11 protein-coding genes are annotated in these 13822 nt (G+C 61.8%); all 11 read right to left on the reverse strand.

From position 1 onward, the window contains the following. Positions 1-39: 39 nt before the first annotated feature. The 11 genes from nuoN to nuoC all read right to left on the reverse strand — a co-directional run bounded on the left by nuoN (position 40) and on the right by nuoC (position 13807). Entirely contained in the window at positions 40-1503 is a 1464-nt protein-coding gene (gene nuoN / locus CWC48_RS22855; RefSeq protein ID WP_028616809.1) for an NADH-quinone oxidoreductase subunit NuoN, read from the reverse strand. A 7-nt stretch (positions 1504-1510) separates the two neighbouring features. Beyond that, positions 1511-3043, reverse strand: a complete 1533-nt coding sequence (nuoM, locus tag CWC48_RS22860; RefSeq protein WP_025858974.1) for an NADH-quinone oxidoreductase subunit M — start codon at positions 3041-3043, stop codon at positions 1511-1513. A 39-nt stretch (positions 3044-3082) separates the two neighbouring features. Continuing rightward, the gene (gene nuoL / locus CWC48_RS22865; protein WP_078049038.1) at positions 3083-4936 is read right to left on the reverse strand and encodes an NADH-quinone oxidoreductase subunit L; all 1854 of its coding nucleotides are present in this window, start codon (positions 4934-4936) and stop codon (positions 3083-3085) included. Then, positions 4933-5241, reverse strand: a complete 309-nt coding sequence (gene nuoK / locus CWC48_RS22870; RefSeq protein ID WP_003174727.1) for an NADH-quinone oxidoreductase subunit NuoK — start codon at positions 5239-5241, stop codon at positions 4933-4935. The genes nuoL and nuoK overlap by 4 nt, the downstream gene beginning before the upstream one ends. A 2-nt stretch (positions 5242-5243) precedes the next feature. Beyond that, positions 5244-5747 (reverse strand): NADH-quinone oxidoreductase subunit J, encoded by a 504-nt coding sequence (gene nuoJ, locus CWC48_RS22875; RefSeq protein WP_017476146.1) that lies wholly within the window; start codon positions 5745-5747, stop codon positions 5244-5246. Between the two features lie 9 nt (positions 5748-5756). After that, positions 5757-6305, reverse strand: coding sequence for an NADH-quinone oxidoreductase subunit NuoI (gene nuoI, locus CWC48_RS22880; RefSeq protein WP_003174725.1), 549 nt, complete (start codon positions 6303-6305; stop codon positions 5757-5759). Positions 6306-6316: 11 nt separating this feature from the next. After that, a complete protein-coding gene (nuoH, locus tag CWC48_RS22885) occupies positions 6317-7324 on the reverse strand; it encodes an NADH-quinone oxidoreductase subunit NuoH (protein WP_017137518.1) in 1008 nt (335 codons plus the stop codon). Further along, positions 7321-10035 carry an NADH-quinone oxidoreductase subunit NuoG gene (gene nuoG / locus CWC48_RS22890; RefSeq protein ID WP_078049037.1) on the reverse strand — a complete coding sequence of 905 codons (2715 nt, stop codon included), beginning with the start codon at positions 10033-10035 and terminating at the stop codon, positions 7321-7323. The genes nuoH and nuoG overlap by 4 nt, the downstream gene beginning before the upstream one ends. Positions 10036-10170: 135 nt before the next feature. Continuing rightward, complete coding sequence (gene nuoF / locus CWC48_RS22895) at positions 10171-11526, reverse strand: NADH-quinone oxidoreductase subunit NuoF (protein WP_025858970.1); 1356 nt, start codon at positions 11524-11526, stop codon at positions 10171-10173. Then, positions 11523-12020, reverse strand: a complete 498-nt coding sequence (gene nuoE / locus CWC48_RS22900; RefSeq protein WP_003174721.1) for an NADH-quinone oxidoreductase subunit NuoE — start codon at positions 12018-12020, stop codon at positions 11523-11525. Before nuoE ends, nuoF begins: the two co-directional genes overlap by 4 nt. A gap of 2 nt (positions 12021-12022) precedes the next feature. Next, complete coding sequence (gene nuoC, locus CWC48_RS22905) at positions 12023-13807, reverse strand: NADH-quinone oxidoreductase subunit C/D (RefSeq protein ID WP_025858969.1); 1785 nt, start codon at positions 13805-13807, stop codon at positions 12023-12025. Positions 13808-13822: the final 15 nt, after the last annotated feature.

Genomic DNA, 13822 nt, shown 5'->3' on the forward strand with positions numbered 1-13822 from the left:
CCGAAGGCGCCGTTCTGTTTACCGCATCCCGCTAAGCGATCAAACGCCCAGCACCGCGTGCTGCACCAGGGTGAGCAACGGTTGTGGGTACACGCCCAGGAAGAACGCGAGCAGGGCGATGGCCAGCAGCATCACGCCGCCTGCCTTCTGTTCCCAGTGCAGCTCGGCATCCACGCGGCGCAGGTTTGGCTCGATCAGGTACAGGGTGACCATCACGCGCAGGTAGTAGAACACGCCGATAGCGCTGCCCAAGACCAAGGACGCCACCAACCACCACTCGTGCGCTTCGACGCCGGTGGCGACGATGTAGAACTTGCCGATAAAGCCGGCAGTCAGCGGAATACCGGCCAAGGACAGCATCATCACGGTCAGTACGGCGGTCAGGTACGGACGGCGCCAGAACAGGCCACGGTATTCGTACAGGGCGTCGGCGTCACGGCCTTTGAACGGCGAGGACATCAGCGTGATCACGCCGAACGCGCCGAGGCTGGTGATCACGTAGGTGACCAGGTACACGCCCATGGCTTCCACGGCCAGGCCTTTGCTCGCCACCAGGGCGATCAGCAGGTAGCCGAAGTGAGCGATGGACGAGTAACCCAGCAGACGCTTGAGGTTGTTCTGGGTCAGGGCCAGCAGGTTACCGAACAGGATCGACGCGATGGCGATCACGGTCAGTACGGTGCTCAGCACACCGGTGTTGGCGGCAGGGGAGATCTGGAACAGACGCACCATCACCGCGAACACTGCCACTTTCGACGCAGTGGCCAGGAACGCAGCCACTGGCGCCGGGGCGCCTTCGTACACGTCCGGGGTCCACAGGTGGAAGGGCACCAGCGACAGCTTGAACGCCAGGCCGATCAGCATCATGGCCAGGCCCAGTTGGGCGATTGGCGCAGGCATGTTGGTGGTGGCCAGGGCGTGACCGATACCGGTGAAGCTCAGGCTGCCGGCTTCGGCGTAGAGCAGGGCCATACCGAACAACAGGAACGCGGAACCGGCGGCCGACAGCACCATGTACTTGATGCCGGCTTCCAGGGAGCGCTTGTTGAAGAAGGCGTAGGCCACCAAGCCGTAGGTCGGGATCGACAGCAGTTCCAGGCCGATGAACAGGCCCGCCAGGTGCTGTGCGCTGACCAGCACGATACCGCCGGCCGCGGCCAGCAGGATCAGCAGGTACAGCTCTTCCTTGTTGCCTGGGTAGCCGGTGCCGCCTTCGCCCATGTAGGCGTGGGCGAGGGTGACGCAGGCCAGGGTCGCGACCAGGATCAGCGCGATGTACAGCAACGCGAAGTCATCCACCATCATCAATGGCGTGACCGCCAGTGGCGCGACCTTGAGGGCCGGGATGATCGACAGCAGGGCCAGGTTCAGACCGGCACAGGACAGCAGGAACGTTTGCGAGTGATTGCGGCGCCAGGCGATTGCCAGCATCACCACCACGATGGTGAGGCTGGTAATCAGCAGCGGCGCAAGCGCGATAAAGTGTTGGATCGTGAATTCCATAGCGCTCTTACCGGGCCGAAGCGAGTTGAGAGAAGGCGGTGCCGAACCACTGCTGCACGCCATGCATCGTCGCGGCAGAAGTGTCCAGGAACGGTTGCGGGTACACGCCGATGTAGATCAGCAGTACCGCAAGGCCGAGCACCATGATCAGTTCGCGAGCATCCATCCCTTGCAGGACAGTGTCGGACTTGGCCGGGCCGAAGTAGGCGCGGTGGATCATGATCAGCGAGTAGACCGAACCAAACACCAGGCCGGAGGTAGCAATCGCACTGATCCACGGTGTTTGCACGAATGCACCCATCAGGATCAGGAACTCGCCGATGAAGTTGCCGGTGCCCGGCAAGCCCAGGGACGCGGCGGCGAAGAACAGGCTGATCGCCGGCAGGTACGCGATGCGCGACCACACGCCACCCATTTCACGCATGTCACGGGTGTGCAGGCGCTCGTACAACTGGCCACTCAGGATAAAGAGGGCAGCGGCCGAGACACCGTGGGCCAGCATCTGGATGACTGCACCCTGCAACGCCAGTTGGCTGCCGGAGTAGATGCCGATCAGTACGAAACCCATGTGGGAAACGGACGAGAAGGCAATCAGACGCTTGATATCGGTTTGCGCGAACGCCAGGAACGCACCGTAGAAGATCCCGATCAGACCCAGGGTCATGGCGATCGGCGCGAACTCCGCCGAGGCATTCGGGAACAGCGGCAGGGCGAAACGCAGCAGGCCGTAGGCAGCTGTCTTCAACAGGATACCGGCCAAGTCCACAGAACCTGCGGTCGGCGCCTGGGCGTGAGCGTCAGGCAGCCAGGAGTGGAACGGCACCACCGGCAGCTTCACCGCGAAGGCGATGAAGAAGCCCAGCATCAGCACGTACTCGGTGGTCAGCGACATCTTGGTCTTCAACAGGTCGGCGTAGTTGAAGGTAATCACGCCGGTGTTGTTGAAGTTGACCAGTACCAGGCCCAGGATCGCCACCAACATGATCAGGCCGGAAGCCTGGGTGAAGATGAAGAACTTGGTCGCCGCGTAGATCCGGGTTTTCTTGCCGTCCGAAGAACTGTGACCCCAGAGCGCGATGAGGAAGTACATCGGCACCAGCATCATTTCCCAGAAGAAGAAGAACATGAACAGGTCGAGGGCGAGGAACACGCCGACGACACCGCCCAGGATCCACATCAGGTTCAGGTGGAAGAAGCCCACGTGACGCTGGATCTCTTTCCAGGAGCAGAGTACCGAAAGGATACCCAGCAGGCCGGTCAGCAGGATCATCAACAGCGACAGGCCGTCGAGGGCCAGGTGCACGTTGATGCCGAAGCGTTGGATCCACACGTGCTTGAATTCAAGCGCGAAGGTCGGATCGACACCCGGTGCCGGAGCAAATGAATAGTCGCCATGGGCCCACAGCCAGAGGCCGAGTGCGAGTTCCAGGGACATGGTCAGCAACGCAATCCAGCGGGGGAGGGTGGCGCCGAAGCGTTCACCCATCCAGCAGAGCAGGCCGCCGATAAAGGGGATCAGGATTAGCCAGGGCAGAATCATGACGGGCTCGTTTCCTTTCGCAAGTTCGCAAAGTTCATATCAGACCGCTACCACTACGATGGCGCCGATCACCAGCACGGCACCAGCAGCCATGGAAGCTGCATACCAACGCAATTGGCCCGTCTCGCTGCGGCTCAGGGCGGTGTGACCGGCCTTGGCAGCACGCGGGATCAAACCGATGGTCTGGTCGAGCGGGTCTTTACGCAGAATGTGGCTGATGGCCAGGTAAGGCTTGACGAACAGTTTGTCGTAGAGCCAATCGAAGCCCCAGGCAGCGAACCACCAGGCCGAGAGGAAGCGGCCTATGCCACTGTTGGCAACGGCCGTCACGAAACGGCGCTTGCCGAGGAACAGCAGGGCCGCCAGGAGGATACCGGCAATGGCGATGGCGCCCGAGGCGATTTCCAGGCTGTGCTGGGCTTCGCCGCCGGCATGGCCGACGCTTTGCGGCAGTACACCGTGCAGAGGCGGGGTGATCATGGCGCCGACGAAGGTCGACAGCACGATCAGCACCGACAATGGCAACCAGTGCGAAATGCCGTGGCCTGCGTGTGCTTCGGTCTTGGCTTCACCGTGGAAGGTGATGAAGATCAGGCGGAAGGTGTACAGCGAGGTCATGAACGCACCCACCAGGCCTGCGTACAGCAGGTTCTGGTTACCGCTGGCAAAGGCTTCCCAGAGGATTTCGTCTTTCGAGTAGAAACCGGCTGTCACCAGTGGCAGGGCGGCCAAGGCGGCACCACCGACGATGAAGCTGGCGTAGGCCAGTGGCAGTTTCTTCCACAGGCCGCCCATCTTGAAGATGTTCTGCTCGTGGTGGCAGGCAACGATCACCGCACCGGAAGCAAGGAACAGCAGGGCCTTGAAGAACGCGTGGGTCATCAGGTGGAAGATCGCCGCGTCCCAGGCACCCACGCCCAGGGCCAGGAACATGTAGCCGATCTGGCTCATGGTCGAGTAGGCGAGGATGCGCTTGATGTCGGTCTGCACCAGCGCGGCGAAGCCGGCCAGTACCAGGGTCACGCCGCCAACGATGCCCACCAGGTGCAGGATATCCGGCGCCAGGGTGAACAGGCCGTGGGTACGGGCGATCAGGTAGACACCGGCGGTGACCATGGTTGCCGCGTGGATCAGTGCAGAAACCGGGGTAGGGCCAGCCATTGCATCCGCCAGCCAGGTTTGCAGCGGCAGTTGCGCGGATTTACCCACGGCGCCGCCCAGCAGCATCAGGGTGGCCAGGGTGATCCAGAAGTCACCGACCTGGAATTTCTGCGGTGCCAGCACCAGCAGTTCCTGAATGTTCAGCGTGCCCACTTGTTGGAACAGGATGAACAGGCCGATGGCCATGAACACGTCGCCGATGCGGGTGACGATAAAGGCCTTGAGTGCTGCGTTACCGTTGTTGCGGTTGCTGTAGTAGAAGCCGATCAACAGGTACGAGCACAGGCCCACGCCTTCCCAGCCGAAGTACAGGAACAACAGGTTATCGCCGAGCACCAGGAACAGCATGCTGGCGATAAACAGGTTGGTGTACGAGAAGAAGCGCGAGTAACCGGCTTCACCGCGCATGTACCAGGACGCGAACAGGTGGATCAGGAAGCCCACGCCCACCACCACGCCGAGCATGGTGATCGAGAGGCCGTCGACGTAGAGGGCGAAGTTGGGCTTGAAGCCCTCCACCGACATCCACTGCCACAGCACCAGGGTGTAGTGACCGCCTTCTGGCGGCGCCACGTTGAATTGCCAGATGACGTAGGCGGCAACGATCGCCGACAGGCCAATGGAACCCACACCCACCAGGGCCGAGAGGTTTTCCGACCAGCGTCCACGGGAGAACGACAGCAGCAGGAAACCGATCAGGGGGAATACGAAAGTCAGAAAGATCATGTTCATCCGCGCATCTCACTGGCAGCGTCGATATCAAGCGTGTGGAAGCGACGATACAGTTGCAGCAGGATCGCCAGGCCAATACTGGCCTCGGCGGCTGCCAGGCTGATCACCAGGATGAACATGACTTGTCCATCCGGCTGGCCCCAACGTGCACCCGCTACGATGAACGCCAGTGCCGCGGCGTTCATCATGATTTCCAGGCTCATCAACACGAACAGAATATTACGGCGGACCATCAGGCCGACCAGGCCAAGGCAGAACAGGATGCCGGCGACCGCCAGACCATGCTCCAAAGGGATAGCAGGCATCGTCATTGCTCCTTGGCTTCGTTGCGGCCCAAGTGGAAGGCAGTGATGGCTGCTGCGAGCAGCAGCATCGAAGCCAGTTCGACCACCAGCAGGTACGGGCCGAACAGGCTGATGCCCACGGCTTTTGCGTCTACGGTGGTGTGGCCGATGGCCTGGCCGCTCTGGTGAGCGAACAGCACATACAGCAGTTCAGCCAGCAGCAGCGCTGCCAGGATCACCGGGCCGAGCCAGATGCCGGGCTTGAGCCAGACGCGTTCCTGGGCGACCGAAGCCGGCCCCAGGTTGAGCATCATCACCACAAACACGAACAGCACCATGATGGCGCCGGCGTAGGCGATCACTTCCAGCACACCGGCGAACGGTGCGCCGAGGCTGAAGAAGGTCATGGCCACGGCGATCAGCGAAATGATCAGGTAGAGCAGGGCGTGCACGGGGTTGGTGTTGGTGATCACGCGAAGCGTGGACACAACCGCGATACCCGATGCGAAATAGAAAGCGAATTCCATCTTTCTTCCTTAAGGCAGCAAGCTCTTCACGTTGATCGGCTCGGCTTCGTTTTGTGCGGCGCCTTTCGGCTTACCGGCAACGGCCATACCTGCAACACGATAGAAGTTGTAATCAGGGTTTTTACCGGGACCAGAGATCAGCAGATCTTCTTTCTCGTACACCAGGTCCTGACGTTTGAACTCGGCCATCTCGAAATCCGGTGTGAGCTGGATCGCGGTGGTCGGGCAAGCTTCCTCGCAGAGGCCGCAGAAAATGCAGCGCGAGAAGTTGATGCGGAAGAAGTCCGGGTACCAGCGACCGTCTTCGGTTTCAGCTTTCTGCAGGGAGATGCAACCCACCGGGCACGCCACGGCGCACAGGTTGCAGGCTACGCAACGCTCTTCGCCATCGGGGTCGCGGGTCAGCACGATGCGGCCGCGATAGCGCGGCGGCAGGTACACCGCTTCTTCCGGGTATTGCAGGGTGTCGCGTTTGCGGAAGCCGTGACCGAACACCATCACCAGGCTTCGCAACTGGGTACCGGTACCCTTAACGATGTCGCCAATATATTTGAACATGGGTCAAATCCTCACTGAACCGCGCCCGCTGGCGTGTTCAACAACACAACGGCAGCAGTCACCAGCAAATTGATCAGGGTCAGCGGCAGGCAGAAGCGCCAGCTGAAATCCATCACCTGGTCGTATCGTGGACGCGGAATGGAAGCGCGCAGCAGGATAAACAACATGATGAAGAACGCGGTCTTCAGGAAGAACCAGAAGAACGCCAACTGCGGCAGGATGCCGAATGGACCGTGCCAGCCGCCGAAGAACAGCGTGACCAGCAGGGCCGAGATCAAGATGATGCCGATGTATTCACCGACGAAGAACATGCCCCATTTCATGCCGGCGTATTCGATGTGGTAACCGTCGGCCAGTTCTTGTTCCGCTTCCGGCTGGTCGAACGGGTGACGGTGAGTCACGGCGACGCCAGCGATGAAGAAAGTACAGAAGCCGAAGAACTGCGGAATGATGAACCACAGGTTCTGCGCCTGGTACTCGACGATGTCGCGCATGTTGAACGAGCCCACCTGCACCACGATGCCCATCAGCGCGAGGCCCATGAACACTTCGTAGGACACCGTCTGGGCCGAGGCCCGCAAGCTGCCCAGCAGGGCGAACTTGTTGTTGCTCGACCAACCGGCGAACAGCACCGCGTAGACCGACAAGCCGGCCATGGCGAAGAAGAACAGCAAGCCGATGTTCAGGTCCGCCACGCCCCAGGTCGGGGTGATCGGGATGATCGCGAAGGCGATCAGCAAGGCGCTCATGGCCACGACCGGTGCCAGGGTGAAGATCACCTTGTCGGCAAACGGCGGGGTCCAGTCTTCCTTGAAGAACATTTTCAGCATGTCGGCGGCGATCTGGAACATACCAAACGGGCCAACGCGGTTCGGACCGTAACGGTCCTGCCACCAGCCCAGCAGGCGACGTTCGACGAAGCTGAGCAGGGCGCCCGCGACGACCACGGCCAACAGGATCACGATGGCCTTGACGACCGAGATGATCACGTCGATCACTTCAGGAGTGAACCAAGTCATTGCGCTGCCTCCTGCAGACCGTCAACGGTTTTGCCAAAGATCGCCGCTGGAATGCCGGCGATGCCTTTAGGCAGTGCAACCAGGCCAGCGCCCAACTCGTCGTTGATGCGCAGCGGCAGACGCAGGGTCTGACCAGCCACGTTCAGGCTGAGCAGGGCACCGTCGTTGACGCCCAGGCGGTCGGCTTCGGACTTGGCCACGGACACGTAGGCGGCTGGGATGCGCTCTTGAACCGGTGCGGCTTTCGAAGAGTTCTCTTCGCTGCCGAACAGGTGGAAGAACGGCACGACCTGCCAGGTGCCCTGGGCCGGGTTGAACGGACGCGGTACGGCAGAGAACCAGTTCAGCGAGTCACCGGTGCTTTCGATCAGGCGGGTGCCCGGGTCGCCAGCACGGATATGACCACCGACTTCGTCCTGGAACTTGTTCCAGGCCTGCGGCGAGTTCCAGCCCGGCGACCAGGCGAACGGCACCTGTTGGCGCGGTTCGGCGGAGCCCGAGTAACCTTCCATGGAGAAGGCGAACGCGGTGTCGTTGTCTTGCGGGGTACGCGGTTCGTGCACGCTGATATCAGCGCGCATGGCGGTACGACCGGAGTAGCGCAGCGGCTCACGGGCCAGTTTCATACCCTTGATGCGGAACGCGGCGGACGGTGCAGCGTCGACGATACGGGCCAGCTGCGGCGCGCTCGCGGCGGTAGCGGCGGTCACGTGGTCGAGCTGGGTCCAGTCGATCGGCTGGTTCAGCAAGGTAGCGCGCAGGGCATGCAGCCAGCGCCAGCCTTCGTGAACCAGGATGCTGGCATCCATGTACTTCGGATCGAACACCTGGAAGAAGCGCTGGGCGCGGCCTTCCTGGCTGACCAAGGTGCCGTCGCCTTCGGCGAAGGTGGCGGCTGGCAGCACCAAGTGGGCGCGATCGCTGGTAGCGGTCTTCTGGTGATCGGCGACGATCAGGACCTTGGCGGCGTTCAGTGCAGCGTCAACCTTGGCGGCATCGGTGCGGGTGTACAGGTCGTTTTCCAGCACCACGATGGCGTCGGCGTTGCCGTCGGTCACGGCCTGCAAGGCCGCGTCCAGGGACTCGCCACCGAGCATGGCCAGGCCGAGGCTGTTGGCCTCTGGCACGACCAGGCTGATGGAACCGTTCTTGTCGCGCAGCTTCAGGGCCTTGGCGATGTTGGCGGCGGCTTCGATCAGCGCCTTGGAACCCAAGGAGGTGCCGGCAATGATCAAGGGACGCTTGGCGGCCAGCAGGGCGTCAGCGATGCGCTGGGCCAGTTCGGCGGCTTCAGTGTCCAGGCCTTCGACGGCCGGTGCGCTGGCATCGAGGGCGTGGGCCACGGCGAAACCGATGCGCGCCAGGTCATCCGGTGCCGCGTGCACACATTCTTCGGCGATATCGTCGAGCTTGGTTTCAGCCAGGCTGGCGATAAACAGCGGGTTCAGCGCGTGCTGGCCGATGTTTTTCACGGCGGCGTCAAGCCAAGGCTGGACGCGCATGGCGTCGGCCATGTCTTCAGCCTTGCCTTTGACCGACTGGCGCAAGGACAGGGCGATGCGCGCGGCGGTCTGGGTCAGGTCTTCACCGAGCACGAAGATGGCGTCGTGGTCTTCGATGTCGCGCATGTTCGGAACCGGCAGCGGGCTGTCGTTCAGCACTTGCAGGACCAGGCGGATGCGCTCCAGCTCACCGGCTTCGATGCCGGAGTAGAAGTGCTCGGCGCCGACCAGCTCGCGCAACGCGTAGTTGCTTTCGAGGCTGGCACGCGGCGAACCGATACCGACGATGTTGCGCCCGCGCAGCAGGTCGGCGGCTTTATCCAGCGCGGCGTCCAGGCTCAGCTTGGCGCCATCGGCCAACAGTGGCTGGCGAGGGCGGTCTTCGCGGTTGACGTAGCCATAGCCGAAACGGCCACGGTCGCACAGGAAGTACTGGTTGACCGAACCGTTGAAGCGGTTTTCGATCCGACGCAGTTCACCGTAGCGCTCACCCGGGGAGATGTTGCAACCGCTGGAGCAGCCATGGCAGATGCTCGGGGCGAATTGCATGTCCCACTTACGGTTGTAGCGCTCGGAATGAGTCTTGTCGGTGAATACACCGGTCGGGCAGACCTCGGTGAGGTTGCCGGAGAACTCGCTTTCGAGCACGCCGTCTTCAACGCGACCGAAGTACACGTTGTCGTGGGCGCCGAATACGCCGAGGTCGGTGCCGCCGGCGTAGTCTTTATAGAAGCGCACGCAACGGTAGCAGGCGATGCAGCGGTTCATTTCGTGAGAAATGAACGGGCCGAGGTCCTGGTTCTGGTGGGTACGCTTGGTGAAGCGATAACGGCGCTCGTTGTGGCCGGTCATCACCGTCATGTCTTGCAGGTGGCAGTGACCGCCTTCCTCACAGACCGGGCAGTCGTGAGGGTGGTTGGTCATCAGCCATTCGACGACGCTGGCGCGGAACGCCTTGGATTCATCATCGTCGATGGAGATCCAGGTGTTGTCGGTGGCTGGGGTCATGCAGGACATGACGATACGACCACGGGTGTCGTTCTCGTCGGTGTATTGCTTGACCGCACACTGGCGACAGGCACCGACGCTACCAAGCGCGGGGTGCCAGCAGAAATACGGGATGTCGAGGCCTAGTGAGAGACATGCCTGTAACAGGTTGTCTGCCCCATCGACTTCGAGCGCTTTGCCGTCTACGTGGATAGTGGCCATGGTTCAAAGTTCTTCGTTGGCCCGTTGTCAGCGGGCGTGGCTAATGGAATCTTGTTATTCATGGGCGTCAACACAGCCTGTACGGCGTCAGCCCATGAGCAGGTGAAGGGCACGGACCCTTCACCTGTTGAAGCGTTACGCGCCGACTACGATCGGCCTCGCCAGAGGCGGGACGGCGGCGCTGGTAGGCGCGATGCCGGCTTCGAACTCCGAGCGGAAGTATTTGATTGCGCTGCCCAATGGCTCCACGGCGCCCGGTGCGTGAGCACAGAAGGTCTTGCCTGGGCCGAGGAAACCGACCAGACCCAGCAGGGTCTCGATGTCACCCTCGCGGCCTTCGCCGTTTTCCAGGGCCATCAGCAGCTTGACGCTCCACGGCAAACCGTCGCGGCATGGAGTGCAGAAACCGCACGATTCACGGGCAAAGAACTGCTCCATGTTGCGCAGCAACGAGACCATGTTCACGGTGTTGTCGACCGCCATTGCCAGGCCGGTACCCATCCGGGTGCCCACCTTGCCGATGCCGCCGGCGTACATTTGTGCGTCGAGGTGCTCGGGCAACAGGAAACCGGTGCCGGCGCCGCCTGGCTGCCAGGCTTTCAAGGTGTAGCCGTCGCGCATACCGCCGGCGTAGTCCTCGAACAGCTCGCGTGCGGTCACGCCGAACGGCAGTTCCCACAGGCCAGGGTTCTTGACCTTGCCGGAGAAGCCCATGAGCTTGGTGCCCATGTCTTCGCTGCCTTCGCGGGCCAACGATTTGTACCAGTCCACGCCGTCGGCAATGATTGCCGGCACGTTGCACAGGGTCTCGACGTTGTTCACGCACGTCGGCTTGCCCCACACGCCCACGGCGGCAGGGAAGGGCGGCTTGGAGCGCGGGTTGGCGCGGCGGCCTTCGAGGGAGTTGATCAGTGCGGTTTCTTCACCGCAGATATAACGCCCGGCGCCGGTGTGCACGAACAGTTCGAAGTCAAAACCCGAACCGAGGATGTTCTTGCCCAGCAGGCCCGCTGCCTTGGCTTCTTCCACGGCACGGTTGAGGTGCTTGGCGGCGGTGGTGTATTCGCCACGCAGGAAGATGTAGCCACGGTAGGTTTTCAGCGCGCGGGCGCTGATCAGCATGCCTTCGATCAGCAGATGGGGCAGTTGCTCCATCAGCATGCGGTCTTTCCAGGTGTTCGGCTCCATTTCATCCGCGTTGCACAGCAGGTAGCGGATGTTGATGGATTCGTCCTTGGGCATCAGGCCCCACTTCACGCCCGTGGGGAAGCCTGCACCGCCGCGGCCTTTGAGGCCGGCGTCTTTCACGGTCTGGACGATGTCGTCCTGGGCCATGTCGGCAAAGGCTTTGCGCGCAGCGGCGTAACCGTTCTTGGCCTGGTACTCGTCGAACCATACAGGCTCGGCATCGTCACGCAGGCGCCAGGTCAGGGGATGGGTCTCGGGCGAACGCTTGATCAGGTTGGCCGGGCCGAAAGAAGTCAGGGTCATGGGTAGCCCTCGAGCAATTGGGTCACGCCAGCAGGCTGCACGTCACCGAATGTGTCGTCGTCGATCATCAACGCCGGCGCCTTGTCGCAGTTGCCCAGGCAGCACACCGGCAGCAGCGTGAAGCGGCCGTCCGGGGTGGTCTGGCCGAGGCCGATGCCCAGCTTGTTCTGGATTTCGCTGACCACGGATTCGTGGCCGCCGATGTAGCAGACCATGCTGTCGCACACGCGAATGATGTGGCGACCCACTGGCTGACGGAAGATCTGGCTGTAGAACGTGGCCACGCCTTCAACGTCGCTGGCAGGGATGCCGAGGATCTCGCCGATGGCGTAGAGCGCGCCGTCCGGCACCCAGCCACGTTCCTTCTGGACGATCTTCAGGGCTTCGATCGACGCCGCGCGCGGGTCTTCGTAGTGATGCAGCTCGTGCTCGATGGCCGAGCGCTCGGTTTCACTGAGGGTGAAACGGTCTGTTTGGATAAGCGTGCTGTTCATGCTTAGCGGTCCACGTCGGCCATAACGAAATCGATACTACCCAGGTACGCAATCAAGTCCGCGACCATCTCGCCTTTGATCACCGAAGGGATCTGCTGCAAGTGGGCAAAGCTTGGGGTACGAATCCGGGTGCGGTAGCTCATGGTGCCGCCATCGCTCGTCAGGTAATAACTGTTGATACCCTTGGTCGCTTCGATCATCTGGAAGGACTCGTTGGCCGGCATGACCGGGCCCCACGAAACCTGCAGGAAGTGCGTGATCAGGGTTTCGATGTGCTGCAGCGTGCGCTCTTTGGGCGGCGGCGTGGTCAGCGGGTGATCCGCCTTGTACGGGCCGGCCGGCATGTTGCGCATGCACTGCTCGATGATCTTCAGGCTCTGGCGCATTTCTTCGACGCGCACGATGCAACGGTCGTAGGCATCGCCATTGGCGGCCAGCGGGACTTCGAATTCGAAGTTTTCGTAGCCCGAGTACGGACGCGCTTTACGCAAGTCGAAGTCGCAACCGGTGGAACGCAGGCCAGCACCGGTGACGCCCCATTCCAGGGCTTCTTTGGTGTTGTACTGGGCGACGCCAATGGTACGACCCTTGAGGATGCTGTTATCCAGCGCAGCCTTTTGGTACTCGTCCAGACGCTTGGGCATCCAGTCGATGAATTCCTTGACCAGACGTTCCCAGCCATTGGGCAGGTCGTGGGCAACACCGCCGATGCGGTACCAGGCCGGGTGCAGGCGGAAGCCGGTGATGGCTTCGATGACTTTGTAGGCGCGCTGACGGTCGGTGAAGGTGAAGAACACCGGGGTCATGGCGCCGACGTCCTGGATATAGGTACCCAGGAACAGCAGGTGGCTGGTAATCCGGAAGAACTCGGCCATCATGATGCGGATGGTGTCGACGCGGTCGGGCACCTTGATGCCGGCCAGCTTCTCGACCGAGAGCACGTACGGCAGGTTGTTCATCACGCCGCCGAGGTAGTCGATACGGTCGGTGTACGGGATGAAGCTGTGCCACGACTGGCGCTCGGCCATTTTCTCGGCACCACGGTGGTGGTAGCCGATGTCGGGGACACAGTCGACGATTTCTTCGCCGTCCAGTTGCAGGATGATACGGAAGGCACCGTGAGCCGAAGGGTGGTTCGGGCCCAGGTTGAGGAACATGTAGTCCTCGTTGGTGCCGGAGCGCTTCATGCCCCAGTCTTCCGGACGGAAGCGTGCAGCCTCTTCTTCAAGCTGCTGCTTGGCGAGGTTGAGGCTGAACGGATCGAATTCGGTGGCGCGCGCAGGGAAGTCCTTGCGCAGCGGGTGACCTTCCCAGGTCGGCGGCATCATGATGCGCGTCAGGTGCGGGTGGCCCGGGAAGTCGATCCCGAACATGTCCCAGACTTCGCGTTCGTACCAGCTGGCGTTCGGCCAGATACCGGTCACGGTCGGCACGCTCAGGTCGCTCTCGGACAGGGCGACCTTGATCATCACGTCGCTGTTACGTTCGATCGACAGCAGGTGGTAGAACACGGTGAAATCGGCGCCGCTCGGCAGCCCCTGGCGCTTGGTGCGCAGACGCTCGTCCACGCCATGCAGGTCATAGAGCATGACGTACGGCTTGGGCAGGTTGCGCAGGAAGGTCAGGACTTCGACAAGCTTGGCACGCGCCACCCACAGCACCGGCATACCGGTGCGTGTGGCCTGGGCGGTGAAGGCGTCAGGGCCAAAACGGTTATTGAGTTCGACGACCACATCCTGGTCGTCTGCCTTATAAGGCGGGATGTACAGAGCACTGCCTGTAGTCATGGTTTTTTATCGCTT

Source organism: Pseudomonas sp. S10E 269 (assembly GCF_002798465.1).
Classification (GTDB): domain Bacteria; phylum Pseudomonadota; class Gammaproteobacteria; order Pseudomonadales; family Pseudomonadaceae; genus Aquipseudomonas; species Aquipseudomonas pergaminensis.

Bases quoted from the DNA above. Each gene is read 5' to 3' on its own strand.
- nuoN (WP_028616809.1), bottom strand. From the start codon at position 1,503: ATGGAATTCACGATCCAACACTTTATCGCGCTTGCGCCGCTGCTGATT.
- nuoM (WP_025858974.1), bottom strand. From the start codon at position 3,043: ATGATTCTGCCCTGGCTAATCCTGATCCCCTTTATCGGCGGCCTGCTC.
- nuoL (WP_078049038.1), bottom strand. From the start codon at position 4,936: ATGAACATGATCTTTCTGACTTTCGTATTCCCCCTGATCGGTTTCCTG.
- nuoK (WP_003174727.1), bottom strand. From the start codon at position 5,241: ATGCCTGCTATCCCTTTGGAGCATGGTCTGGCGGTCGCCGGCATCCTG.
- nuoJ (WP_017476146.1), bottom strand. From the start codon at position 5,747: ATGGAATTCGCTTTCTATTTCGCATCGGGTATCGCGGTTGTGTCCACG.
- nuoI (WP_003174725.1), bottom strand. From the start codon at position 6,305: ATGTTCAAATATATTGGCGACATCGTTAAGGGTACCGGTACCCAGTTG.
- nuoH (WP_017137518.1), bottom strand. From the start codon at position 7,324: ATGACTTGGTTCACTCCTGAAGTGATCGACGTGATCATCTCGGTCGTC.
- nuoG (WP_078049037.1), bottom strand. From the start codon at position 10,035: ATGGCCACTATCCACGTAGACGGCAAAGCGCTCGAAGTCGATGGGGCA.
- nuoF (WP_025858970.1), bottom strand. From the start codon at position 11,526: ATGACCCTGACTTCTTTCGGCCCGGCCAACCTGATCAAGCGTTCGCCC.
- nuoE (WP_003174721.1), bottom strand. From the start codon at position 12,020: ATGAACAGCACGCTTATCCAAACAGACCGTTTCACCCTCAGTGAAACC.
- nuoC (WP_025858969.1), bottom strand. From the start codon at position 13,807: ATGACTACAGGCAGTGCTCTGTACATCCCGCCTTATAAGGCAGACGAC.